The 22455-nt window shown below is 42.9% G+C and carries 25 protein-coding genes; 10 read left to right on the top strand and 15 right to left on the bottom strand.

All coding sequences use genetic code 11. The features are described from left to right. The first annotated feature begins 10 nt into the window (after nucleotides 1–10). The 5 genes from A5878_RS06500 to A5878_RS06480 all read left to right on the top strand — a co-directional run bounded on the left by A5878_RS06500 (nucleotide 11) and on the right by A5878_RS06480 (nucleotide 4365). Entirely contained in the window at nucleotides 11–727 is a 717-nt protein-coding gene (locus tag A5878_RS06500; protein ID WP_005225713.1) for an ABC transporter ATP-binding protein, read from the top strand. Further along, nucleotides 724–2211 carry an NAD(P)/FAD-dependent oxidoreductase gene (locus tag A5878_RS06495; protein ID WP_086295019.1) on the top strand — a complete coding sequence of 496 codons (1488 nt, stop codon included), beginning with the start codon at nucleotides 724–726 and terminating at the stop codon, nucleotides 2209–2211. Before A5878_RS06500 ends, A5878_RS06495 begins: the two co-directional genes overlap by 4 nt. Continuing rightward, nucleotides 2201–3124: a phytoene/squalene synthase family protein gene (locus A5878_RS06490; protein WP_086295017.1), complete on the top strand. Its 924-nt coding sequence runs from the start codon at nucleotides 2201–2203 to the stop codon at nucleotides 3122–3124. Before A5878_RS06495 ends, A5878_RS06490 begins: the two co-directional genes overlap by 11 nt. A gap of 2 nt (nucleotides 3125–3126) precedes the next feature. Then, complete coding sequence (locus tag A5878_RS06485) at nucleotides 3127–3687, top strand: TetR/AcrR family transcriptional regulator (protein WP_086295015.1); 561 nt, start codon at nucleotides 3127–3129, stop codon at nucleotides 3685–3687. 99 nt (nucleotides 3688–3786) lie between these two features. Next, nucleotides 3787–4365: a TMEM175 family protein gene (locus A5878_RS06480; RefSeq protein WP_074535651.1), complete on the top strand. Its 579-nt coding sequence runs from the start codon at nucleotides 3787–3789 to the stop codon at nucleotides 4363–4365. 106 nt (nucleotides 4366–4471) lie between these two features. Here the strand turns inward: A5878_RS06480 and A5878_RS06475 are convergent, their stop codons facing one another. From A5878_RS06475 to A5878_RS06440, 8 genes are all read right to left on the bottom strand, one after another. Then, nucleotides 4472–5476, bottom strand: coding sequence for a sugar kinase (locus tag A5878_RS06475; protein ID WP_086295013.1), 1005 nt, complete (start codon nucleotides 5474–5476; stop codon nucleotides 4472–4474). Nucleotides 5477–5486: 10 nt separating this feature from the next. Then, entirely contained in the window at nucleotides 5487–6236 is a 750-nt protein-coding gene (locus A5878_RS06470; RefSeq protein ID WP_086295010.1) for a KDGP aldolase family protein, read from the bottom strand. After that, nucleotides 6233–7339 carry a DgaE family pyridoxal phosphate-dependent ammonia lyase gene (locus tag A5878_RS06465; protein ID WP_086295008.1) on the bottom strand — a complete coding sequence of 369 codons (1107 nt, stop codon included), beginning with the start codon at nucleotides 7337–7339 and terminating at the stop codon, nucleotides 6233–6235. Before A5878_RS06465 ends, A5878_RS06470 begins: the two co-directional genes overlap by 4 nt. Beyond that, a complete protein-coding gene (locus A5878_RS06460) occupies nucleotides 7323–8435 on the bottom strand; it encodes an amidohydrolase/deacetylase family metallohydrolase (RefSeq protein ID WP_005225705.1) in 1113 nt (370 codons plus the stop codon). The genes A5878_RS06465 and A5878_RS06460 overlap by 17 nt, the downstream gene beginning before the upstream one ends. Before the next feature lie 4 nt (nucleotides 8436–8439). Further along, the gene (locus A5878_RS06455; RefSeq protein WP_086295006.1) at nucleotides 8440–9534 is read right to left on the bottom strand and encodes a DUF871 domain-containing protein; all 1095 of its coding nucleotides are present in this window, start codon (nucleotides 9532–9534) and stop codon (nucleotides 8440–8442) included. Between the two features lies 1 nt (nucleotide 9535). Further along, nucleotides 9536–9787, bottom strand: coding sequence for a hypothetical protein (locus tag A5878_RS06450; RefSeq protein WP_005225703.1), 252 nt, complete (start codon nucleotides 9785–9787; stop codon nucleotides 9536–9538). 27 nt (nucleotides 9788–9814) lie between these two features. After that, on the bottom strand, nucleotides 9815–11113 hold the full coding sequence (locus A5878_RS06445) for a PTS sugar transporter subunit IIC (protein WP_086295004.1): 1299 nt from the start codon (nucleotides 11111–11113) through the stop codon (nucleotides 9815–9817). 307 nt (nucleotides 11114–11420) lie between these two features. Further along, on the bottom strand, nucleotides 11421–11906 hold the full coding sequence (locus A5878_RS06440) for a GNAT family N-acetyltransferase (protein WP_086295002.1): 486 nt from the start codon (nucleotides 11904–11906) through the stop codon (nucleotides 11421–11423). Between the two features lie 168 nt (nucleotides 11907–12074). Between A5878_RS06440 and A5878_RS06430 the strand changes: the two genes are divergently transcribed. Beyond that, on the top strand, nucleotides 12075–12338 hold the full coding sequence (locus A5878_RS06430) for a hypothetical protein (RefSeq protein WP_086294998.1): 264 nt from the start codon (nucleotides 12075–12077) through the stop codon (nucleotides 12336–12338). A gap of 116 nt (nucleotides 12339–12454) precedes the next feature. Here A5878_RS06430 and A5878_RS17500 read toward each other — a convergent pair whose 3' ends face one another. From A5878_RS17500 to A5878_RS06415, 3 genes are all read right to left on the bottom strand, one after another. Next, the gene (locus A5878_RS17500; protein WP_005225698.1) at nucleotides 12455–12625 is read right to left on the bottom strand and encodes a hypothetical protein; all 171 of its coding nucleotides are present in this window, start codon (nucleotides 12623–12625) and stop codon (nucleotides 12455–12457) included. A 131-nt stretch (nucleotides 12626–12756) separates the two neighbouring features. Then, the gene (locus tag A5878_RS06425) at nucleotides 12757–13632 is read right to left on the bottom strand and encodes a cation diffusion facilitator family transporter (protein WP_086294996.1); all 876 of its coding nucleotides are present in this window, start codon (nucleotides 13630–13632) and stop codon (nucleotides 12757–12759) included. A 200-nt stretch (nucleotides 13633–13832) separates the two neighbouring features. Then, a complete protein-coding gene (locus tag A5878_RS06415) occupies nucleotides 13833–14858 on the bottom strand; it encodes an NAD(P)/FAD-dependent oxidoreductase (RefSeq protein ID WP_086294994.1) in 1026 nt (341 codons plus the stop codon). 266 nt (nucleotides 14859–15124) lie between these two features. Here A5878_RS06415 and A5878_RS06410 point away from each other — a divergent pair, with 266 nt between their 5' ends. Beyond that, on the top strand, nucleotides 15125–15850 hold the full coding sequence (locus tag A5878_RS06410) for an alpha/beta fold hydrolase (protein ID WP_086294992.1): 726 nt from the start codon (nucleotides 15125–15127) through the stop codon (nucleotides 15848–15850). 2 nt (nucleotides 15851–15852) lie between these two features. Beyond that, complete coding sequence (gene mprF, locus A5878_RS06405) at nucleotides 15853–18399, top strand: bifunctional lysylphosphatidylglycerol flippase/synthetase MprF (RefSeq protein WP_074931775.1); 2547 nt, start codon at nucleotides 15853–15855, stop codon at nucleotides 18397–18399. A gap of 66 nt (nucleotides 18400–18465) precedes the next feature. Here the strand turns inward: mprF and A5878_RS06400 are convergent, their stop codons facing one another. Further along, nucleotides 18466–19425, bottom strand: coding sequence for an SPFH domain-containing protein (locus A5878_RS06400; RefSeq protein WP_086294990.1), 960 nt, complete (start codon nucleotides 19423–19425; stop codon nucleotides 18466–18468). Beyond that, nucleotides 19422–19697, bottom strand: a complete 276-nt coding sequence (locus A5878_RS06395) for a hypothetical protein (protein WP_016620494.1) — start codon at nucleotides 19695–19697, stop codon at nucleotides 19422–19424. The genes A5878_RS06400 and A5878_RS06395 overlap by 4 nt, the downstream gene beginning before the upstream one ends. A 185-nt stretch (nucleotides 19698–19882) precedes the next feature. Here A5878_RS06395 and A5878_RS06390 point away from each other — a divergent pair, with 185 nt between their 5' ends. Both A5878_RS06390 and A5878_RS06385 read left to right on the top strand, forming a co-directional pair. Beyond that, a complete protein-coding gene (locus tag A5878_RS06390; RefSeq protein ID WP_026008061.1) occupies nucleotides 19883–20293 on the top strand; it encodes an organic hydroperoxide resistance protein in 411 nt (136 codons plus the stop codon). 58 nt (nucleotides 20294–20351) lie between these two features. Beyond that, the gene (locus A5878_RS06385) at nucleotides 20352–20786 is read left to right on the top strand and encodes a MarR family winged helix-turn-helix transcriptional regulator (RefSeq protein WP_086294988.1); all 435 of its coding nucleotides are present in this window, start codon (nucleotides 20352–20354) and stop codon (nucleotides 20784–20786) included. Between the two features lie 76 nt (nucleotides 20787–20862). Here the strand turns inward: A5878_RS06385 and A5878_RS06380 are convergent, their stop codons facing one another. Together A5878_RS06380 and A5878_RS06375 are read right to left on the bottom strand one after the other, a co-directional pair. After that, nucleotides 20863–21225: a hypothetical protein gene (locus A5878_RS06380; protein WP_005225688.1), complete on the bottom strand. Its 363-nt coding sequence runs from the start codon at nucleotides 21223–21225 to the stop codon at nucleotides 20863–20865. Between the two features lie 277 nt (nucleotides 21226–21502). Beyond that, complete coding sequence (locus tag A5878_RS06375) at nucleotides 21503–21871, bottom strand: hypothetical protein (RefSeq protein ID WP_015509452.1); 369 nt, start codon at nucleotides 21869–21871, stop codon at nucleotides 21503–21505. Between the last annotated feature and the right edge of the window lie 584 nt (nucleotides 21872–22455).

The raw sequence follows: 22455 nt of genomic DNA, 5'->3' as shown, positions 1-22455 counted from the left end.
AGGAAAAAACATGAGTGCCATTGAATTCAAACAAGTCAAAAAATCATTTAAAGATGGGGACGCGACAATTGAAGCCTTGAAAGAAACCAACTTTTCGGTAGAAAAAGGCGAATTTGTCGCCATCATCGGTCCTTCTGGCTCTGGGAAAAGTACCTTTCTAACGATCGCCGGTGGTCTGCAAGCCCCCTCTGAAGGCGAAGTGTTTATCAATGACGAACCCTTCAGTAAACAAAAAGAAAAGCAACGGGCAAAAACTCGTTTCAAAAAGATCGGCTTTATTTTACAAGCTTCCAACCTTGTCCCTTTTTTGACGGTCAAAAAGCAACTCCAATTAGTGGATAAGGTCAGCAAAGAAACCCAAGAGCAATCAGCAACTGAATTGTTTGAACAACTTGGGATCGAAAAGCTGCAGAACAAATACCCCGATGAACTTTCTGGTGGTGAAAGACAGCGTGTGGCTATTGCCCGAGCGCTCTATCATGATCCCACCATCATATTGGCAGATGAACCAACTGCGAGTCTTGATTCAAAAAAAGCCGTCGAAGTCGTCAAAATCTTAGCAAAAGAAACCAAAGAAAAACAAAAAGCCACCATTATGGTGACCCATGATACCCGTTTAACAGATTATTGTGATCGGGTTCTCGTCATGAAAGATGGCGTTTTAGAAGAAAAAGAACACACGAAAAAAGAAGCCGAATCAGATGATTCGCAGAAGGAGCAAGCATGAAAAAAATTATTGTTGTCGGTGCGGGCGTGTCAGGATTAGCTGCTGCTGTCCGTTTGCAAAAACTTGGCTATGACGTCACCCTCTACGAAAAAGAAGGTCAACCTGGGGGCAAAATGAATCAGATCAAGGAAAACGGCTTTACCTTTGATGTGGGCCCCACTATCGTGATGATGCCTGAAATTTATCGTGAAGTGTTTGAATTTGCTGGCGTTGATCCGAATGACTATATTCCTATGGAGAAAGTCGATCCGATGCTGCAGCTGTATTTTGCCCAAGACGAACCGCTGACCTTCTCAAATGACTTAGTAGAATTGACCAAAACGCTAGAAGCGATCTCAGAAGAAGATGCTCAAGGCTATTTTGCCTTTTTAGCAGATATTTACAAACGCTATGTGATCGCCAAAGAGTCCTTCATCACCAAGTCGTTTCGGACATGGCGAGATTTTTACAATCCCAAATCATTATGGGCAGGGTTAAAGCTGCGAACGTTTAGTGACGCCTACTCTTCCATTTCTAAATTTGTCAAAGATGATCGCCTGCGTAAATCATTGGCGTTTCAAACCTTGTATATCGGTGTCTCCCCTTACCAAGGGCCGTCCCTTTATACGATCATCCCTATGATCGAGTTGATGTATGGGGTCTATTTCATCAAAGGCGGCATGTATACGTTAGCCACTGGTATGGCACGTTTGTTCCAAGAATTAGGCGGTACGATCCATTACAATACGCCGATCGATGAATTATTGATCGAAAACAAGCAAACCAAAGGCGTTCGTGTCAATGGAGAAACGATCACCGCAGATGCCGTGATTTGTGCGGCTGATTTTCCTTATGCTATGGAAAGCTTGATTCCTGATGAATCAAAACGCGGCAAATACACCAATCATAAAATCGCTTCGATGGATTATTCTTGTTCTTGTTTCTTGCTTTATTTAGGTCTGGACAAAAAATATGAGGATAGCGCACTCCACAGCATTTATTTTGCCAATGATTTCAAACGCAATGTAGATGATCTTTTCGAGGCTGGTAAGCTGCCAGAAGATCCTTCCTTCTACTTGTATCGCCCAACCCTGAAAGATGCTTCCTTAGCACCTGATGGTCAAGAAGGTCTTTATGTTTTAGTCCCAGTACCTGAATTATCTAAATTTGATCAATGGACGGATGAAACGATCCAAAGCTACCGCCAGCAGATCATTGGATTATTAAAAGAAAAAACGATCTTTACGGATATCGATGAACACATCGTGTATGAAAAAATGTATACGCCAGATACGTTCAATGATCGGTTCAATGCCTACAACGGTGCGACATTTGGCTTGAAACCGACCTTAGCCCAAAGCAATTACTATCGTCCCCATAATAAATTTGATTATGCAGAAGGCCTATACTTCTGCGGCAGCAGTACGCATCCGGGAGCGGGTGTACCAATCGTGATGCAAAGTGCCAAGTTAGCTGTGGAGGAGTTGTTAAAAGATGACCGTTAAATCATTAAGCGTCTTTGATGAATACGACAACGATTTTTTATACTGTGAGGCCATCATAAAAAAGCATTCGAAAAATTTTCATACCGCCTTTTCTCAATTGCCAAAAGACAAAGCCCGCGCCGTCTATGCCGTCTACGCCTTTTGCCGACGTGCCGATGATGCCGTCGATGAAAAGCAAGACCCATTGTTGATCGAAGCCATGAAAAAACGCTTGGAAGAAATGCAAAAACAAGTATCAGACGATACGATCGACTTGCCGCAAGCCGTCAAGGAAGAAGATCCTGATGAAGCCATTTGGCGGGCATTGACCCTTTCTTTCCAACAGTTTGATCTGCAATTTCAACCCTTTTTCGACCTATTGGTGGGGCAAAAACAAGACCTTGACTTCCAGCAGCCCACCTCTGAAAAAGAGCTTTCTGACTATAGTTACTACGTAGCTGGCAGTGTAGGTCTGATGCTCTTGCCGATTCTCTCGCAAGCAGCCGCTGCGATTCAAGAGCCTGCCATCAAATTGGGTGAAGCGATGCAGCGCACCAATATTTTACGTGATATTGGCGAGGATCTGCGGATGGGCCGCATCTATCTGCCGCAAACGGTCTTGGCGCAATTCAACCTTTCGCGAGAGGCTTTAGCAGCTGGCAATCAAAACCCGCAGTTTATCGAGATGTGGGAACACGAGGCGCAACTGGCAGAGACGCTTTATCAAGAATCTTTTGTCATGATGCCGCAAATCGATGAAGATTGCCGTGAAGCTCTATTAGCAGCTGCTTTGATCTATCGGGAAATCTTGACTGTGATTCGCAAAAACAACTATCAAGTATTTGCTGAAAAAACAGCGGTACCGAAACAACGGAAAATCCAACTTTTGTTTACCGCGAAAAAAATGCTTCGTCAGGAACGTTGGGAGGGCTAACTTTGAACTTGCGAGAAAAAATATTACGAGTCGCAGAAAACCTGTTTATGCAGCAGGGGTATCAAGCAACTTCTACTAGACAGATCGCAGAAGCCGTCGGCATCACCCAACCCAATCTTTATTATCACTTCAAAGGCAAAGAAGCCATCTATTATGAAGTGATGGTCTCTTTGGCACAAGAGGTTTCTGGAAAATTAAATCAGACCGTTGAAGATACTTCCTTGACGATCTCTGAAAAAATCTTGAACATGTTTCTTTTTTTAAGAAGTCGGCATCGCATCAATTTTTATATGATGATGCACGACATTCAGCATACCGTTTCTGAGGACACTTCTAAAAAACTGTACTTGCTTTGGCGGAAAAATTACAAAGAACCGTTTCTTGACTTGTTTCGTCGCAGTGATTCCAATCTCCGTTCGGATGTCGACCCAGAATTTGTCACCAGTCAATTGTTAGTACTGATGGCGGCTCATTTGGACTCACCAGAAAAAGAAGACAAGATGCCAGAAGCGATCAATTTGTTTTTATTCGGTGCACTAGGCAATGGGCCAATTGCAAAATAGCTGGAACGTTGGCTTTTGTCCCGAGAATAATCATTCGACGAATTTCTGACAATCGCGTACACTGATCCAGTAAACAGAAACTTAAAAGGATGGATGTACATGTCAAAAAATCGAATCGAAGCCTTTACCGATGCGGTCATTGCGATCGTAATGACCTTATTAGTATTGGAATTGCACCAGCCCGAAGGCGATACCTTTGCTTCTTTTTTAGGAGTGGAACAGCAATTTATTATTTATTTGATCAGCTTTGTGATGTTAGCGATCTACTGGAACAATCACCATCATCTATTTCAAGTAGTGTCTAAAATCGACGGTTGGACCTTGTGGGCGAATCATTTGTTGATCCTGGCACTGACCCTCTTTCCTTTTGTAACGTCATGGGTCAGTCGTTATCCAGTCGCTCTTGCCCCTCAGCTGCTATACGGGGCTGTCATTTTATTGACGGATTTCAGCTATTTCCTTGTAGGAAAATCCTTGGTGCGTGCCAACCCTGATAATCAAGCCATCGTAGAACTGTTTCGCGGATACAAGAAACTCTACTTTACGTTGTTTATCAACGTGCTGGCATTGCTCCTCGGCTGGCTGATCCATCCCTTATTCATCATCACACTGGATAGTCTCGTGCTATTGTTGTGGGTGATCCCTGAGAAAAAAGTAGAAGCCTTTTTAAAACAATAAAAACACTTGCGTCCTTCTCCTAAAAGCGGTGAATGATTGCGCAAAAGCAGCCGATTGGTCTACTTTTGCACAGTCATCCATCAAGAGAAGGACGCAAGTGTTTTTTCTAGCGAATCAAGTCTTTCCCAGGTGCCCGTAAGACTTGTTCCACTTGTTCTTTGGTGGTTAAGGGGACATCTCCCAGCATCGTATGAGCCAATACTGCATTCGTGATAGCAAAATCAGCGGTGCGTTGGAGTGACCATTTTTCGGCGTAGCCTAATAATACGCCAGCAGCATAGGCATCCCCTGCCCCGATCCGATCCAATACTTGCAGCAGCTGCGGTGCCGTTTCATAGGTATCTTGTGCCGTAATGATCCTTCCGCTGATAAACTGCTTGTCTTCCACGGCTAGACGCCGTGTCCCGCAGAACCATTCTAGTTGATACTGGTCAATAAAGGATTGGATCAATGCAAGCTCGGCGCCTTCGGTTTCCTCTAAGGGATAAGCCAAGAGCTCCTCCAAGTCACGGACAGAGCCGAAAACTAGGTCACAATAGGGTAGGATCGTTTCATACCGTTGTTTCAGTACCTCCCGATTTAATTCTTCATTCAAGCTTGGACGGAAGTTGAAATCAAAGCAGACGCGAATCTGCTTGGCATGGGCCTGTTTCGCCAAAGCCAAAGCTGTTTGCCAGGTTTTCTCAGTCAAACTAAGAGAGATCCCGCAAATATGAATGAGATCGATCGTTTCTAAAAAACCATCGATAGCATATTCTTCTGGACCTGAAACGCCAAAGGAACTATGATGTCGATTTTGATACGTCACATAGGTCGGACGAGCGCCGTAGCCGATCTCGGCGAAATAACTACCGATATGACTATATTTTTTGCCAACAAATGCCGTTTGAATCCCATAGGAACGCAAGCTGGCTTTTGCCGTATCTCCTAATCGGTTGGCTGGCACCTGCGTCAGCATCGACGTCGTCAAGCCGAAATGCGCCAAATTGCCTAACAGATTGACCCCTGTTCCCGTAAAATCCATTCGCAAAGAGTGGGTCTGTTCCAACGTTCGATATTCTGGTGGCGTCAACCGCATCATTACCTCACCGTAAGCACCGATCCGCATCATTGATCCCCCCCTAATTGGCTGCTGCCAACACCTTTTTCGTCATCTCTGCTAATGTCTGTACATCTCCAGGGCGTGTGTCCCCTGTTTCTCCATCGATGATCGAGCTGTAAATATGCGGAATGATTTTTTTCACGCCTGCATCAACAGCAATCTGCAAGATTTCTTCAAAGTTTTCTAAATCGATACCGCCGGTCGGTTCCAAATAAAAATCATTCGCGGCACAAGCCTCGGCTACCGCTTGATATTCTGCTTTATGAGCCAACCCTTTCATTGGAAAATACTTGATAGAACTAGCGCCCATGTCTTTTAATAAAGCGATCGCTGTTTCAACTGGGACTTCTGCAGCTGGAGTTTGTGAACTCAATGGACCAGTCGCAATATTGACATAGCCGACTTTTCCCGTTGGTGAAACAAGGGCATTGACGATCGTTTCAGATTGTCCTAGCAAAGCTCGTGAGGTCCCCGCTCCCGTGAACACTTGGTTAACATGCTGTGGTTGAAGAACAGCGGAAATTCGGGAGACCATTTCACTTTGATTGGGGTCGCCAGCACCAAGCCCTACAGAAAGGGCATTATTTGTTGCCACTTGATAGTTCTTCATGTCAGCGATAGCCGCCTCGTCACTATCATAGTTTTTTGATAAAACACCTAGGACGATGTTGCCCTCTGCTGCTTCGTAACAAGCTTTCGCATTTTCGATGGAGTTTGCTAACACATTTAGACAGACACGGTCAGCGAAATAATTGGGTGAAGTTTTCATTTTTGGGTTGCTCCTAACATAATTTCTTGTAAGCGATCGGTGATCACTGCCATTTCTTGTTCATTGACTGCTCGGATATCAAATTCAATAATGCCGTTATTGGCTTGGTACTCACGGGTATAAATCGCTGGTTCTCCTGCTTTTAGCGCGTCGATCACTGCTTTGGCACTTGGTTCTTTCACTTTGACACTCGCCCGATAAATGTCTCTGCCCGCGCTGTCTTGAACGATTTTTGCTTCGAAACCAGTGATTTCATTGATTGCCGCAATAAATGGTTGCAGACGCTCTTGCATCGAAGCGCCAGATTCTGTTCCCTCCGCTAGATAATCCGTCACGGCTTGGGTAAATCCGAGAATATTGTCTTTACCGATTTTCATTGCTCGACCTATCCCTTTGGATTGCAGGCGCACCCAAGAGACATAGGGCTGCTTGCCGATCACTAAGCCAGCACTCGGTCCTGACAGTGCTTTCGCACCTGAATAGATCACTAAATCAGCACCAGCTTGGGTATAGGCAAACAAATCTTCCTCAGCAGCCGCATCAACGATCAATGGAAGATCGTGTGTCTTGGCAACTTGGGCCGTTTCTGCTACCGTCAGCATACTTTTTTGAACGGTGTGATGACTCTTTATGTAGAGGATCGCCGCCGTTTCGGGTGAGATCATCTGTTCAATGTGCTCGGGTGTACACATATTGGCATAGCCTGCTTCCACGACCTTCCCACCACCTTGTGTCACCATCACTTCCACTGGTGTGCCATAATCTACGTTGTGGCCTTTGGGCAAAATGATCTCCCGCTTACTGATTTTCTCACTATATGGATGATACAAATGATAGCTGTCGCCTTGACCGATGAGTGCCGCCACTGATTGGGCGATCCCCGCTGAAGCGGAAGAAACGATCTGTGCATCTTCCGTTTTCAACAATTCTGCTAAATAGGCTCCGGTTTTTTCTGCTAGATCTGCCATTTCAAAGAAATGCTCCCCGCCATAGCGCTGGGCTGCAAGCACACTTTCGCTGACTTTCGAGACACCAAGAATCGTCATTTTGCCAGAAGCATTGATGACTTCTTTCAAGCCTAATTCTTCAATATTCAGTGTCAAAAAGTTCCCCTCCTATCACCGCTTTTTGCGGCACGATCTGTTGTGTCGTGATTCGGCGATTGCCGTTAGAATCCGTCAATTCCTTTTCGCCCGCTTCAAAGCGGAAAATCGTAAAATCAGCATCATACCCCAATGCGATTTCGCCTTTGTTTTGTAAATGAAATTGCTTCGCAGGGGCACTGGTCACCTTCTCGATGATCTCACGCCAATCATACCCTACGACCGCTAATTTTTCCATAGTCGTCGCTAAATCAAAGACTGGTCCATTGGTACGATTGCGGATGTAGATATCCGTACTAATGGAAGAAGCCTTCAGCTGATTGGCAAAGGCCGTCTCCGCCACGTCAAAATTGAAACTGTCTGTCCCATGACCAATATCGAAGACCAAGCCTTTTTCATAGGCAGCAAAGACGAAAGGCTTGATGGTTTGGTTTGTCTGATCCAAAATCCCATTGGCTTTGCCGTTAAAGCAATGGGTTACCACATCGCCTGTTTCCAATTCAGCGAGAATCTCTGCTAAATTCGGTGGTGCTGAACCAATATGGACCATCAAAGGCAGCGGTTGATTTTCAGCTTGGATTGTTTTCGCTAATTTCAACGGCGTGATGCCATTTTCGCCGATCACCGTTTTGCTCATTCGGGCTTTGATCCCGACGATAAAGTCAGGAAACTTCTGCAGTGCTTCTTTGACCAATTCTTTTTTGACTTTTGACAGATCCGCAAGTTCATCCTGCTCTACGATCCCCCATTTGGAAATGTTGACTAAAGCAAAGACATTGGTTTTGGCTTCTTTGGCTAAATCATAAAACCGATGGATATTTTCAGCGCCCGTCGTCCCCGCATCGATAACGGTCGTGACGCCTTGTTTGACACCGATCTCGTCTGGATAATCATAATAGAGCGTCATTTCCTCGAAACAATGGACATGGTCATCGATCCAACCAGCTGACAAGAACTCCCCTTCTGCTAAGGTCAGCTCTTGTTTCGCCTGCTTCTGCAACGTGGGTGCCAGAGCAGTGATTTTGCCGTCTTGAATCCCAATATCAAATACTTCTTCATCGATCGTGCGGGCTTGACGAATAATCAAATCAAACATTTCGTTACACCTTCCTCTCTGTGAAAGTGAATTTCGACCAAGGATGGATAAAGGGCAGCAGAACTAACTCTTGTTCGACGATCGAACCGATTTTATTTTTTCGTGGATCTGAATGAGGCTCCAGCACGACTTGCAGCTCGTTTTTGTACTTGCCAAAATGATCGTTGCCGATCACAACGTCCCCTCGTTGAAAGACGCCTTCGTGGTCATGGACAGGATTGTCATGGTTCTTATACTTTTTACGAACTTCTGTGGAACGGATCATCCGATCGGTGATGTCGCCTCGACGATAATGCTGCTCGTCCAGGGCGATTTGGCGTTCAACTTCATTGATTTCAGGCACAAATTCAATAGCAAATGCGGTCTGGTAGCGATCAATCGCTCCTAGTGCCGCCAATTCTGCTTCAGAAGCATAAGCGTTTCCGATAATGACATCGTCGATCAAGCCTGTGGCAAACAAATGTTTTGCGGCAGTTTCTACAGGCATTCTTCGGTGCATTTCTAAGGTCGGTAAGCCATCATTGATATCCCAAGGTCCGATCGTTCCCGTTTGAGAAGAGATAAATGCGGCGGTTCGAATGCCTTTTTCCTTGAAACGACGACTGCATTTTTCAAAGAAATCATAGGGCAAGGCAGTCCCTTCTTGCGGATAGAAATTGTGGCAGCCATATAAGTAAGGAATGTTGGCTTGATAGGTCAAAATATTGTCTAAATACGCCACATCATTGCTCATATTCAATTCAACAGCTAAGCCAAAGGGATTGTAGGTCAACATCGCTTCTTTATTGCCGTCAAAGCCTAAATCTAAACGAATCCCATCGGCACCTAGTTCATGGAAAAAGGTCAAGTCATCATAGGAGATGCCTAGTTCCGAAAAGATGGCTGGTGCCACGTCTAAAATCGTTTCATAGCCTAATCCTTTGGCAAAATCAATCAACGCTTTAAACTTTTTCTGCACGTTTTCTTTGCCGTCACTCACTTCCAGCATACTCATAAAAATGCGGCTAAAGCCATAATCATGGGCTAATTGCAGATAGGCTTTGTCTGTTTCAAAATCACTGTGATCGGGATACACCGATACTCCTAGTTGTCTTTTCAACTTATCTCATCCTCATTTCTTCATAAAAAGCAGTAAAACGTGTCAGTAAAAGCGAACTGCAAACAATCGTCGCCGTTATCGTCAAAAATGGTCCCCACGGAAACTGACGGCTCAGTAGGATCGCTGCAGCAACGCCAAGAATCCCGAACAAAAGCATCCGCCAAAACGGCACTTCTTGAATTTTTTTCCCTTGTGCTGATTTTGTTAACCAAATTTGACAACCAAAAAATAAACAAATGGCATAAATCCCCATGTTTGCACCTCACTCTTTTTGTCTTGCCTAAGCGGCAGTTTCTTCTTCTTGTTCGCGGGCAATCTGCTGTTTCTCAAAGACTTTAAAGAATGGGTAGTAGATTGCGAGTGTGATAAAGAAGTTGACGATCACTAAAATCGCTGCTGCGATACTCCAGTCCGTACTCATCCAGGCGGCGATCGGTGCTGGAATGGCAAACCCAAGTCTGGCAGCCATCATCGGTACGACACCCGTAATGGTCGCGAAGTAAGAAATCGTTGTCGTAATCAATGGTGCCACCAAGAACGGAATGCCTAAGATCGGGTTCATTACGATCGGTGCACCGAAAATCACTGGTTCATTGATATTGAATAAGCCTGGCAAGATGGACAAACGGCCCAATTGTTTCAAGTATTTTGATTTGGAGAAGAAGAACAAAACGACCAACGCTAAGGTCGTACCGGCTCCACCGATCCAGACGAACCATTGTAAAAATTGTTCCGTAAAAATATTAGGCAATTCATGCGCATTGCCAGATGCTTGGAACGCTTCCATATTTTCAGCGATGGAAATATCCCAGAATGGACGAATGACAGGACCCATGATGGCTGGTCCATGAATCCCCAGTACCCAGAAGAAACAGATCAAGAAGACAGTCAATAAGCCACCAAACAAGCTGTTACCAGCTAGCACGTCTTTTAACGGCAACAACAAGTTACTTAAAAAGCCATTGATATCAAAGCCTAACATATGACGGATCACCCAGAACAAAATCAGGATCGCTCCTCCAGGAATCAACGCCATGAATGAATTCGTCACTTCTGGTGGCACGCCATCTGGCATTTTGATGGTGATGTTTTTTACGATAAAGAAACGATAGATTTCAACGGATAAGATTGCCGTGACGATCGCGCCAAACAAAGAGCCTGACCCTAAATTTGCCACATTGATATAACGTCCCGCATCAATGATGCCTTCCACAGAATCAAAGACTCGCAACGGTGGTGCAGCGGTTACAAGAAAGGACATCGTTGCTAAGATACCCGCAGTCAATGAATCCAGCTTGTAGCTTTTGGCTAGCGATGAAGCAATCCCATACGTTGCATACAATGCCAATAATCCGACTGTATAACGAAAGGGAATATCCAAAACTTCCCGATACGGTTCGATCACCGCAGCGACTGATTCGATGGGAAAATTCAGTAAGATCGTGAAGAAAGACCCAACGATCGTTAACGGTAACGTAGCGATGATCCCCTTACGAATCGCTACCATGTGCCGTTGCATCCCCACTTTATTTGCAATCGGCATCAACTTCTGTTCAATAAATTCTACAAACCCTTTCATAATTGCCTCCTTAGTTTATAACATTATAATGTTTATACAAGGATAATAGCACAGTGCTTCCTAGGAGTAAATATGTTTTTTACGAATAGACGAAACTATTTTTAACAGTTTAAAAGAACATTTATTCATCGTAATTTTACACAGTAGCATAACTTAAAAATTTATGTGTTGATGAGGAATTTTAAAATTAGCTAGATACAAAAAAACCTATTGGCAATGTTTCCCAATAGGCACGATATTAAATTCAAAAATAAGATTCTTGCTTCATTTAATTTTTTTTGGTTTATCAAATGAATTTCCTGCTTAATTATACTTTCTTCTCATAAATAAAATCATCCATCACAAAACCCGAACCAATCGTAACAGTACGTTCAGAAACACGCTTAAAGCCGCGATGCTCATAAACAGCGATCGCCTGCTGGTTTTGTTTGTTGACGTTTAAATGCAGCGTTTTGCCTGAGGCGATCTCCTCATACCAATCAAAGACTTGGCTGGCATAGCCTTTGCCTCTAGTGGATTGATGGAGATACAATTTACTTAAATAAATCTGTTGCTGCGTTTCTTCATACGCTGTATATCCTACTACTCGGTCTCCTTCTAATAATAAAAGATAGACTGCTCCTTGCTGGACTTCGTTTTGAATCGCTGCTGGTGATTGATAATGAGCCAGCATATACGCAACTTGGTCGGACCCAATGATTGGTGTAAACACTTCTGGCCAGATTTCTTTGATCAAACGATCCAACGTTTGGAAATCTTCAGGTGATTGAATGATTTTTTTTGTGATTGCCATAAGAACCCCTTCTTTCTGCTGCACGAAAAAAAAACTCGTTTTTAAATATCTCTATTATAAGGGATAAGAAAAAAAAAGAAAGGGCACGTGGAACAAAGACCCCAAAACGTCTCAAAAGATGATAAACTAGAAGTGAAAAAATGGTGACGAAAAGGAGGTAGCAACACGATGCAGCTCTTGCAACTACTTTTACTGGCAATCATTTTTGTTTCGTTCTTCATGGCGTTGATTGGCTGGGTTTTATCGATGACCAATGGCTTGATCTTCTCTCGTTCTCCTCAGCAATTTAAAGCGCATGCCCATGATCCTAACTATGAAAAAGAACGACAAGCAGGCAAGCGCTTGAAAGAGATTATATTCCGACGCATTGTTCCTCTAGGAATAGCCTCTTTGATCGTCTATGGGTTAATCGCACTATTAAACGTCCTTTAAAAGTTTTTAAAAAGACTCAAACAAATTAAAAAACAACCGGCATCTTTTCCTGTTGATCAATGCGCCTTTCGCTTTCGCTGAGGGGAACATCAATGCATAAGATGCCGGTTTGTTTTTTATTTACTTACTGCTGCTTTTGAGGCTTGAACTTTTTTCAGTAAAGCGAAGAGGACTTGGCTATCATCAATAGCCGCAATATATTGTTGGCAAAGTGCCATCATTTCTGTTTCATCCATTTTATCTAAAGAAATAACTAATTCATTTTCTACTACCTGCTTATTATTCATAGGGCTCCCTACTTTCTTCCTTTGTTACCTCTAGTTTGCCATGAATGAGCAGGTTCCGTAAGAACTTTTCAGTTTACAAACAGGAAACGGGTGGTTTACATCCTTGTCCTATCAAGGTTTTGCCAGAAAATTTATTCGGTAGCAGGTTCGATGTGGATGTCAGTATCAAACACCTGAAAACGATCAGCTAAGAGATCTTCAATAGCATCTGCCACGTTATGACTCTTTTCAACCGTCAAAGATTTGTCCATCGTCACGACGACATCGAGAAAAACATTGGCGCCATACATTCTTCCTCGAATCGATTTGACAGATTTCACTTCAGAAAAACCAGCGATTGCCGCTTCATACTCCACGACTAACGATTCATCAAACCCATCAGAAAGTGAAAAGGCACTCTCACGAAAAATATCGACGGCGGTTTTGATAATCAAAAAAGCTACCACGATCGCAGTCAAACTGTCCAACCAACCGATACCAAATGAGGCGGCAAAAATTGCGATCGCCGTTCCAATACTTGTCCACGCATCGCTGCGGTTGTCTTTCGCAGCTGCTAGCAAAGCGGAGCTTTTTACGCGAGCGGATAATCGCTTATTATAGTAATACATGCCATACATCAAAATAGCTGAAATGATACCGACGACTGCCGCGATCATATCGGGACTTTGCGTTTCTCCGAGTAGAATCGTTTGAATGGAGGACCATAAGACCTGCAGACCAACCGCCAGCATAATCAAGGATGTTACGAGACTTGCCACATTTTCTGCTTTCCAATGACCATATTTATGGTCTTCATCTGCTGGCTTTTGAGCCAGACGCAAACCAATCAAGACAGCGATCGACGCTACAATATCCGTCGCATTGTTCAGCCCATCTGCCCATAGTCCTTCAGAGTTTGCCAAACGACCGATGGCAAGTTTGGCGATCGAAACCAAAATGTAAGCAACGATACTTAAGATGGCGCCTCTTTCTGCTTGTTTTAATTCTGCGTATCTTGTTTGATTCATGTCATCCCCTCCAAATAGTCAACTTGAAAATAATAGCTGAAATTTTCACAATTTGCATCATTTATTTGAGAGATTTTATTTTTTAGGAGCGGCAAACATTCACTTCTAGTGAAACGAATTTCTGTTCTGAGGACACCAAAAAAGCAGGACCCATAAGGGACTCCTGCTTTTTCTACTTTTTCTTTCACAAAGAAGCGTTGCTACTCATTCACCAACAACTGGCGATTTCTTTCACTGAATTTCTCATTGTGGGAGGAAACCATCGCCTGTGGGACACTGGTCGGCTCTAAATAGTGTTTGATTTGGTTGACTGCTTGCGCAGCATCTTGAAAGGCTCCCGCCAAAAGATTCACTTTGCCTTTGAAATAATGAATGTCGCCAGCTGCAAAAACACCTGGATGGCTAGTTTTTGTAGGAATCTCGCAATTGAGGTAAAAGTCTTCATGGCGTGCCAGATCAAAGGAAACTTTATCTAACAAGCCACTGTCACGGTCATACCCGTGTTGGATCAGTAGATGATCGCATAAAAAATCGATCGTCTCATGGTTGGCACTGTTTTTTAGTCGTAGAACCATATTGAATGTTTCTGCTTGATTCACCCCATCGATGGTGTGATTCATCAGCACTTGAATCCGTTCTGCTTTCATCTTCTTTACTTGTGCTTCATGGGCTTTCAATTTTTCTCCTCGGTAACACAGGGTGACTTTGGCACCATAAGACACTGCTTCGATCGCATAATCCACTGCCGCATCACCGCCGCCAGAGATCACTAGATGCTTGCCTTGGATCGCTTGCTGGTCAGGAAACTGATAGTGGATATAGTTGTCGACATTATTATGGATGAAACATGGCAATTTTTGCGGAGAAACGACACCGCCGCCGATACAGACTAAAACGGTGCGTCCAACGTGGGTCCTCCCTTGGTCATCCACTGCATTAAAAAGGTCGTCTTCCTTGGTCAATGCGATGATTTTCGTTTTCAGATAGACCGTTGGATCAAACAACTTAGCCTGTTCAATCAAGTGTTCTTTGACTTTCTTCCCCTTGGTTGGCGGCAATGCACCCACATCCCAGACCATTTTTTCAGGATAGAAATTGATCTTCCCGCCTAATTCGGCTTGTGCTTCAAACAATACGACCGATAGATCACGTAATCCAGCATAAAAACTCGCATAGAGTCCAGTGGGTCCTCCGCCGATAATCAGAACATCTGCTATAGTGGTCATTGGCTAGCCTCTCTTTCGTAAATGAAAATCATTCTCAATTAGTTAGTTCGATTATAGACAACGATCGTCCATTTGTAAAGAATTTTCTGAAAACAAATTAATTATGTTTACCAATTATTTTTCTTTACATTGTAAAGAAAAAAGCCTTTTCCTGAACTTCTGGTAAAAAAAAGATGAGCAGATTGTTATTTTTTCTCATTTTATCTAGTGATATATTTGTGATCGTCCCTGACTTCAAGGTATACTCTTAGAAAGTAGGTGAAAAAATGGAAGTTGAAAAATGTTACGCGCCCTTACCGGACGGGTCTGTCCTCTATTACGAGAAAACCGGTTCAGGACGCCCTCTTTTTTTACTGCACGGAAATGGCGGCAGCAGTGCCTATTTCTCAAAGCAGGTCGACGCCTTGCGTCAAAAACATCAACTGTATTTAATCGATAGTCGAGGGCATGGCAAATCCACTAATACGCAGAAGAAAATCGATTTTTTTAAAATGGCAACAGATCTTTTAGCAATTATTCAGCAAGAAAAGCTAAAGAAAATCGCCTTACTAGGATTTAGCGATGGTGCCAATCTGGCGATGGTCTTTTGCCATCTCTACCCAGAGCATGTCAGCTGCATGATTTTAAACTCTGGCAACACGGAACCGCGAGGTGTGAGGCTCTTTTCTCGAATCGGCAGTGTCTTGCAATATCTGATCGTTTGGCTTTGTTCCCCATTCTCCAAAGGTATGCGGGGCTTTCTGCCTATTTTGGGATTGTTGTTTCGTCCAATCGGTTTATCTACAGCCGATTTGAATCACCTCAGCGTGCCGACATTGATTTTGGTCGGCAAACGTGATTCGATCAAGCTTTCCCATTCTTTTTATATTGCAAACAGTATCCCTCAGTCCAATTTTATCGTTGTCAAAGGACAAGGACATAGTTTTGCACGAAAGAATCCTGAAGTTTTTAACACGAAAGTATTATCTTTTTTAGAAAAGGTCGGTGAATAACTATGAGAATCTTTACTTGGCTCCGTGACCACCGCTCACTGTTTAAAACCCTCTTCTTAATTGCAGTCGCCGTGATCGTGTTCGGCGAGCTGCTTTCGTTAAGCAAGACGATCTCGATTGATCAACTAAAACAATTGTTTGCGCAACTATCCCTTTGGCGAGTGGCTTTAATGGCTGTCATTGGCTTACTGTGTGTCTTTCCCATGGTCTTATATGATATCGTCTTGAATCGCTTGCTAGGGGACAAACCTGATCGCCGCTATTTACTAGAAACCAGCTGGATCATCAATACCATGAACAATTTGATCGGCTTTGGCGGATTCATCAGTATCGGGTTACGGTCGGAATTTTATGGCAAAGGAAAAAAAGGCAAAGACGTTGCCCAAGCAATATCGAAGATTTTTATCTATTTGATGTCTGGTCTTTCGATTTTATCGCTTGCTGCGCTGGCATTCGTCCTCTTCGGTCCCACGACCGATTATCTACAACAGTATTGGATCTGGCTTTTAGGCGGCAGTCTTTATTTTCCAATCGTCTATGCGCTTAGTTTTTCCAAAAAAAATGCCTACTTAGGTGGGCTGCAACGACGTGATCGTCTGCAGCTGATCGCCGCTTCCTTATTGGAATGGCTAGGTGTTTTTGCCGCCTTCTTTACGACGGGTCTGTTGATGGGTCTCTCGGTCGATGTGTTTCAACTGTTGCCGCTTTTCATCGCTGCTTCCGTGATTGGGATCGTCTCGATGATTCCTGGCGAACTGGGAACCTTTGATGTCATGATGATTATGGGAATGGGTTCACTACAGATTCCCCGTGAAAGTGTCATTGCCTGGCTCTTGCTGTTCCGTCTGTTTTATTACATCATTCCCTTTTTGATCGGTTTGCTTTTTTTCTCAAAAAATGTCGGTGTCTCCCTCAACCAGCGCTTTTCTGGTATTCCAAAAAGCTTGTTGTTGGAAGTGTTCCACAAGATCGAAGTGTTGCTGCTTTATCTGACTGGAACGATGTTGGTGCTTTCCGCCACGATCCCAGAAGCCTTTGATCAAATCAAATGGTTAGCCCACCTCAATCCGATTCGCTTGAATTTTGTGATGCAGTACCCGAGTATCTTTCTCGGCTATCTCTTTTTGATTGCCGGTCGCGGCATCTCTGCCCGTGTCAGTCGCGCGTATGTGCCGACGCTTTTGTTGATTGCAGCAACGATCGGCTATGCTATTTTTGCGGGTTTCCGCTTTTCGACCATGCTGTTTCTTCTATTATTACTGGCGATCATGATTTTTTCAAAAAGCGAGTTATTCCGAAAGCAACTGGTTTTCGCTTGGGAATGGCTAACGATCGATGGGTTGCTGATTGGTTCATTGACGATCCTCTATGTCATTATCGGGGTCTACAATATGCCCCATATCAATCGGCATCCGACGCATCACCATTCGATGGATTTTTTGCTTTTCCCTTCTGAAAAATTATGGCTTCAAGGCTTCGTTGCGATTTTATTCGTCGCCGTTGCGATGCTGCTGTTTGCACGCTACTTGATGGGACCAAAGCACCAACTCGGCGTCAGTGCCGCCACCGATAAAGTGAAGCATATTTTGAACACTTATGGCGGCAATAGCGACAGCCATCTTGTCTATTTAAAAGACAAGCAAGTGTACGTTTATCCAGAAATCGGCGAGCCGACGGTCTTTTTTCAATTTACGACCTTTAATAATAAATGCTTAGTCATGGGGGATCCTTCTGGGAAGCAAGCAGACTTTCCCCAGGCACTGGAAACCTTTCTAACAGAGATGGATCAGTGGAATTACTTGCCAGTCTTTTATGAAAGTAGTGAAGAAATGGTGATGCTGCTGCATGAATTCGGGTATGACTTTATCAAATTCGGTGAGAAAGCCTATGTGGATCTGCCTAGTTTCACCCTCTCAGGAAAGAAAATGAAGGGACAGCGGGCTTTGAACAACAAGATCACCAAAGAAGGCTTTACCTTTGATGTGCTCACCCCACCCTTTTCAGCCGAAACCTTTGCCACTCTTAAGGAAATTTCTGATAACTGGCTAGATGGGCGGAAAGAAAAAGGGTTCTCCCTTGGATTCTTTTCAGAATCCTATCTGAGTACCGCACCAATTGCAGTCGTCCGTAATCAGCAACAAGAGATCGTCGCGTTTGCCTCCTTTATGCCAACCTATCAGACAGGCTTAGCTTCCATTGATCTGATGCGTCACGATCCTGAAAAAGCCCCGAACGGAACGATGGATTTCTTGTTTATTCAGCTGTTTGACTATTTTAAAGAGCAAGGCTATCAACAATTCGATTTAGGCATGGCACCGTTAGCCAATGTTGGTACTTTCCGCAGTAGTTTCTTGCAAGAGCGGATCGCCTATCTCGTTTACACGTTTGGTTCTCGCTTCTATTCTTTTGAAGGGCTACGAGAATACAAACAGAAATATGCCGCTTCTTGGTCCCCTCGCTACATCTTATATTCTCGGGACAGTTGGATCGGTTATGTCATGATTGCTCTGTTGATCGTCGATAATCAAGCGGCGGACAAAACGAAGTAAAAAAGCTCAAATGCGCCGGTTTATTCTCGGTGCATTTGAGCTTTTTTCATTTGTTGCGCTTTGAAGTTATTCTGCTGATTTAGATGGTGCGTTTTCCCAAAGTTGTTTGACGACTGGAATATTTCCTAGTTCCGTCATATTGGATGGCAGAATGACCGTGTTGGTATTGCTGTTGACCACGTCTTTAAAGGCTTCGATCCCTAGATAAGATAAGGAGCGCTCGTCTAGCTGGCTTTCTTTGATTGCTTCATTGATAGCTAAAATCCGTTTGCGTTCAGCTTCAGTGATTTTCGCGATTCGTTCCGCTTCTGCCTCAGCATCGATCCGTACACGTTTTGCCCGCGCCTCTGCATCGATTTGGGTTTGTTCTGCCCGAGCTTCGGCGTCGATCGTCATTTGAGAAGCTTTGGCTTCGGCACTTAAGACTGAAGAAGATTTCTCCCCTTGGGCTCTTGTGATCATGGATTCTTTGTCTCTTGAAGCTGTGATCAATTTATTCATTGATTCAATGATTTCTTGGGAAACTTTGATTTCCCCGATATTGATCCGGTCGATCGCTAACCCATAGCCAGCAGTGATGTCTTTGATCGAAGTAAATAGAGCCACGTTGATTTCTTCAGTTCCATTTAAAACTTCATTTAAATCCATTTTCCCGATGATTCCCCGCAAGTTCGATTGGGCATCTTGGATCATTGAAACAACGGAGTTTTCATTTTCGTAGACAAAGGCACGCACATCTGTGACATGGTATTTGATTGCTTCATCAATTTGAACGATTACATTATCTTTTGTGATTGCACTTTGGGGTTCGATCTCCAAAGGAATCTGTTTCAAGGACACTCTTTCTCGAACTGTATACAAAATCGGAACAAGAAAATGAAGCCCTGGTTCCAACGTTCGAACGTACTTCCCAAAACTTTCGACAACTTTGACTTCCCCTTGACGAACGATCACAGCAGTGCTTGCAATCAGCCAAATCAAAATAACTAATACGAAGATAACTAAAATAATTTGGATAATGATCATTGTAAAAACCCTCTTCCATTTTCAAATAATGTATTGTTTACACGGGTCAATAAGACACCGTTTTCAACCCCGATAATCTCTAACATGACATTTTCAGCAGGAATCCCTGCAATCACCCGATATTCTGTATAGGTGCCATAAAGCCGTATATAGCCTGAATAATGATCCGTCAACGATCGAAAATAGCGCCCTACCGCTCGTTTTTCCATATAATCTACGATGATTTTCACCCTCTTTGCCTTCATGCAGTAAATTTGAAGCTTCAAACTCATTTGTTAATCTATTACAAGTGTTACTAACTATGATAGCACGTTTCACCCAAGAGAACAGTAAACTTATGCAGATTCCGCTTTTTTTTAGAAAAAAAACATAGAACGAAAACCAATTCCTTGCATTTTCTCATTAAATTGCATACAATTCAATTGTACAAAATATAAAAAATAGGAGTGAAGAAATGATGAAAAAAATGTATTCAACTAAAATGATCAACACTGGTGGCCGTTCAGGAGAAGTTCATAGTCCCGATCATTCATTTGAGCTAAACATCACTGCACCTGGCAAACGTGTTGAAAATGCCACCAATCCAGAACAACTTTTTGCGGCAGGTTTTAGTGCTTGCTTCAACAGTGCCCTTGAATTAGTGAAAAGCAACAAAGGAATCGACGGTGCTTCAACTGTCAGTGCACAAGTGACTTTATACGCAGAAAGTGAATCAAGCTTTGTTTTAGGCGTTGAGATCGAAGGTCAAATCGAAGGTTTATCAACAGAAGAAACACAAGAATTGCTTGAAATCGCTCATACCGTATGTCCTTACTCAAAAGCTACAGCTGGCAACATTGAAGTGACTGTCAAAGCCGTTAGCGAGTAGACTTTCGTTGAAAAAACAGCTATGATAAGAGGCGGATGTTAGAAAAAGGGGTGAAAACATGAATGTTTTAGCGTTAGAAAACCAATTGTGTTTTCCTCTATACGCCGCTTCAAAAGAAATTATCAAACAGTACAAAGACTTACTGGACCCGTTGAATTTGACCTATACCCAATATTTAGTGATGTTGGTGTTATGGGAAGATGAAGCGATCAGTGTCAAAGAATTGGGGAAGCAATTATGTCTAGATTCTGGCACACTGACACCGGTTTTAAAAAAGCTTGAAGCAAAAGGATACCTAGTAAGAAATCGAAATCAAGACGATGAACGTTCCTTGCGGGTCACATTGACTGATTCAGGCAAAGGACTCCATGAACAAGCGCTAGAGATCCCCTACAAAGTAACTGAATTCTTGCCTCTTGAACCGGAAGAACTGTCAGTCCTCCAAGAATTGACGACCAAAATGGTCCAAAAATTTCAAGAACAAGAAAAATGATCCGCTGTTTTCACAGTGGATCATTTTTTTATCTTTTAAACCTTCACTAACAAACAGCGAAGAAAACGTGGATGACTTAAGAAGCTTTGGTTTTCAATTCGCCAATAACATTTCGCAACTGAGTTAATTGTTCTGGGTCTTCAATTTTTTTGATCGCAATTTTTACCAGTTCAAAAATTTGTTCCTCCGTCAAACCACTTTGCAAAATCTCCAATTCGGTGACGGCTGGTTGGAAACGACGAGCCAAAACTGACCCACTCATCTTGATACTTGCGATCTCAAGTATCCCTTTATTGACTAACTTACGAATCACTGACAATGACGTGTTGCGATTCAAGCCGAAGCGTTCACTAAATTCGGTACAGCATAGCGGCTCATCCACAGCCCAAAAACAAACTAAGACTTCCCACTCTTTTTTTGAAAAACTCAAGTAATCCATAACTGCTCCTTTCCATGCCAATCAGGCTGGTTCTTATTTTCTAATCAAAACAATCGCAGCTATTGACATAAGCTATCTATCCTCTTCATTTTACGATTGTTTTTTCTTTCACTAAAAGGATTATATACCAATAATAATCTATTTTATTCATAATTTCAAAATAATTTTTATTTTAATGATAAATAACACGTTTAATTCTCCTTCTTCTCCATAAAAAAAAAGCGACTAGATACGCTAGTCGCTTTCTTTTCTATCAAGTGATCCTAAGAAGAACCGCTTATTGGATGTTGAAGATCAGGCTTTCGTGCTCTTTTTCTTTTAAGGAATAGCCACAAAACTCTTTATTCAAATTCGGATAATCGCGTTCGATCATCTGAATAACCTCGATTTCCGTCAAAAATTTGTCTTCTGACAATTGCAACGAGTTCAACAAGACAAAGCGTGAATCATAGCCTAAAATCTCTGGCATCAATTGCCAAAAATTTGAGTGATCAATTTGTTGGATCGTTTCTTCAAAGTTAGCAATCAATTGTTGTACATGATCATAGACTTTGGGATAATCAGATTTTAACAAATCCAACAGTGCTTGATCGACCACCTTATCCAAATAAGCCTTTGTGTCCGTATAGATTATTGAAGAAATCACTTATTTCATCAATCCTTTCATTCAAATGCCATATTCGACATCGTCAAGGATGGCTCCCTGTTCCTATATATAGCATACTATCGGTGATTTTCGTTCTCAGATTAAGGATAAAATCAAGAAAAAAAGGAGAAGTCGTTTTTTGATTCCTCAATCTTACTCCACAATAGCAAAATTTTGCTGAACTGATAAGCAAAGCGAATCAGCAACATCTGAAAATGAGAAAATTGTCAGATTTCCCTCCTTTTTTAGATAGATTGCCTCTCTTCTATACGAAAAATCAGCCGCCAAGGATGGCATCCTTTAGCAGCAATCGATTTGAAACAAACAACCAGCAGCCCTTATTGCCCTTCACAAAAAACGGAGACAGCATAATCTCAGACAGAACCTCCAGCAACATGTATAATTAGAGTAGAGAAAGTCATCAAAATAAACGAGACAAGGAGTGGAGCAAAGATGAAGAACCATTGTAAATGCGGCAAGAAGTTAACTGGCAATGAAAAAAGCTGTCCGGACTGCAAACGCAAAAAACAGCAAACTTTAGATTCCTTGGAAAAATTCGTTAAATACGGCAGTTTTGCTTTAGC

The sequence above is a fragment of the Enterococcus sp. 3G6_DIV0642 genome, assembly GCF_002140635.1.
Taxonomy (GTDB): domain Bacteria; phylum Bacillota; class Bacilli; order Lactobacillales; family Enterococcaceae; genus Enterococcus_D; species Enterococcus_D casseliflavus.
Note: the sequence above shows the minus strand (reverse complement) of the source record. Positions and strands in the feature narration are given on the sequence as shown.

Coding starts and splice junctions, on each gene's coding strand:
- A5878_RS17500 (WP_005225698.1), bottom strand. CDS start 12,625: ATGAATAATAAGCAGGTAGTAGAAAATGAATTAGTTATTTCTTTAGAT.
- A5878_RS06400 (WP_086294990.1), bottom strand. CDS start 19,425: ATGATCATTATCCAAATTATTTTAGTTATCTTCGTATTAGTTATTTTG.
- A5878_RS06415 (WP_086294994.1), bottom strand. CDS start 14,858: ATGACCACTATAGCAGATGTTCTGATTATCGGCGGAGGACCCACTGGA.
- A5878_RS06390 (WP_026008061.1), top strand. CDS start 19,883: ATGAAAAAAATGTATTCAACTAAAATGATCAACACTGGTGGCCGTTCA.
- A5878_RS06470 (WP_086295010.1), bottom strand. CDS start 6,236: ATGAAAACTTCACCCAATTATTTCGCTGACCGTGTCTGTCTAAATGTG.
- A5878_RS06500 (WP_005225713.1), top strand. CDS start 11: ATGAGTGCCATTGAATTCAAACAAGTCAAAAAATCATTTAAAGATGGG.
- A5878_RS06460 (WP_005225705.1), bottom strand. CDS start 8,435: ATGTTTGATTTGATTATTCGTCAAGCCCGCACGATCGATGAAGAAGTA.
- A5878_RS06490 (WP_086295017.1), top strand. CDS start 2,201: ATGACCGTTAAATCATTAAGCGTCTTTGATGAATACGACAACGATTTT.
- A5878_RS06410 (WP_086294992.1), top strand. CDS start 15,125: ATGGAAGTTGAAAAATGTTACGCGCCCTTACCGGACGGGTCTGTCCTC.
- A5878_RS06450 (WP_005225703.1), bottom strand. CDS start 9,787: ATGGGGATTTATGCCATTTGTTTATTTTTTGGTTGTCAAATTTGGTTA.
- A5878_RS06395 (WP_016620494.1), bottom strand. CDS start 19,697: ATGAGTTTGAAGCTTCAAATTTACTGCATGAAGGCAAAGAGGGTGAAA.
- A5878_RS06425 (WP_086294996.1), bottom strand. CDS start 13,632: ATGAATCAAACAAGATACGCAGAATTAAAACAAGCAGAAAGAGGCGCC.
- A5878_RS06445 (WP_086295004.1), bottom strand. CDS start 11,113: ATGAAAGGGTTTGTAGAATTTATTGAACAGAAGTTGATGCCGATTGCA.
- A5878_RS06430 (WP_086294998.1), top strand. CDS start 12,075: ATGCAGCTCTTGCAACTACTTTTACTGGCAATCATTTTTGTTTCGTTC.
- A5878_RS06495 (WP_086295019.1), top strand. CDS start 724: ATGAAAAAAATTATTGTTGTCGGTGCGGGCGTGTCAGGATTAGCTGCT.
- A5878_RS06440 (WP_086295002.1), bottom strand. CDS start 11,906: ATGGCAATCACAAAAAAAATCATTCAATCACCTGAAGATTTCCAAACG.
- A5878_RS06480 (WP_074535651.1), top strand. CDS start 3,787: ATGTCAAAAAATCGAATCGAAGCCTTTACCGATGCGGTCATTGCGATC.
- mprF (WP_074931775.1), top strand. CDS start 15,853: ATGAGAATCTTTACTTGGCTCCGTGACCACCGCTCACTGTTTAAAACC.
- A5878_RS06380 (WP_005225688.1), bottom strand. CDS start 21,225: ATGGATTACTTGAGTTTTTCAAAAAAAGAGTGGGAAGTCTTAGTTTGT.
- A5878_RS06475 (WP_086295013.1), bottom strand. CDS start 5,476: ATGATGCGGATCGGTGCTTACGGTGAGGTAATGATGCGGTTGACGCCA.
- A5878_RS06385 (WP_086294988.1), top strand. CDS start 20,352: ATGAATGTTTTAGCGTTAGAAAACCAATTGTGTTTTCCTCTATACGCC.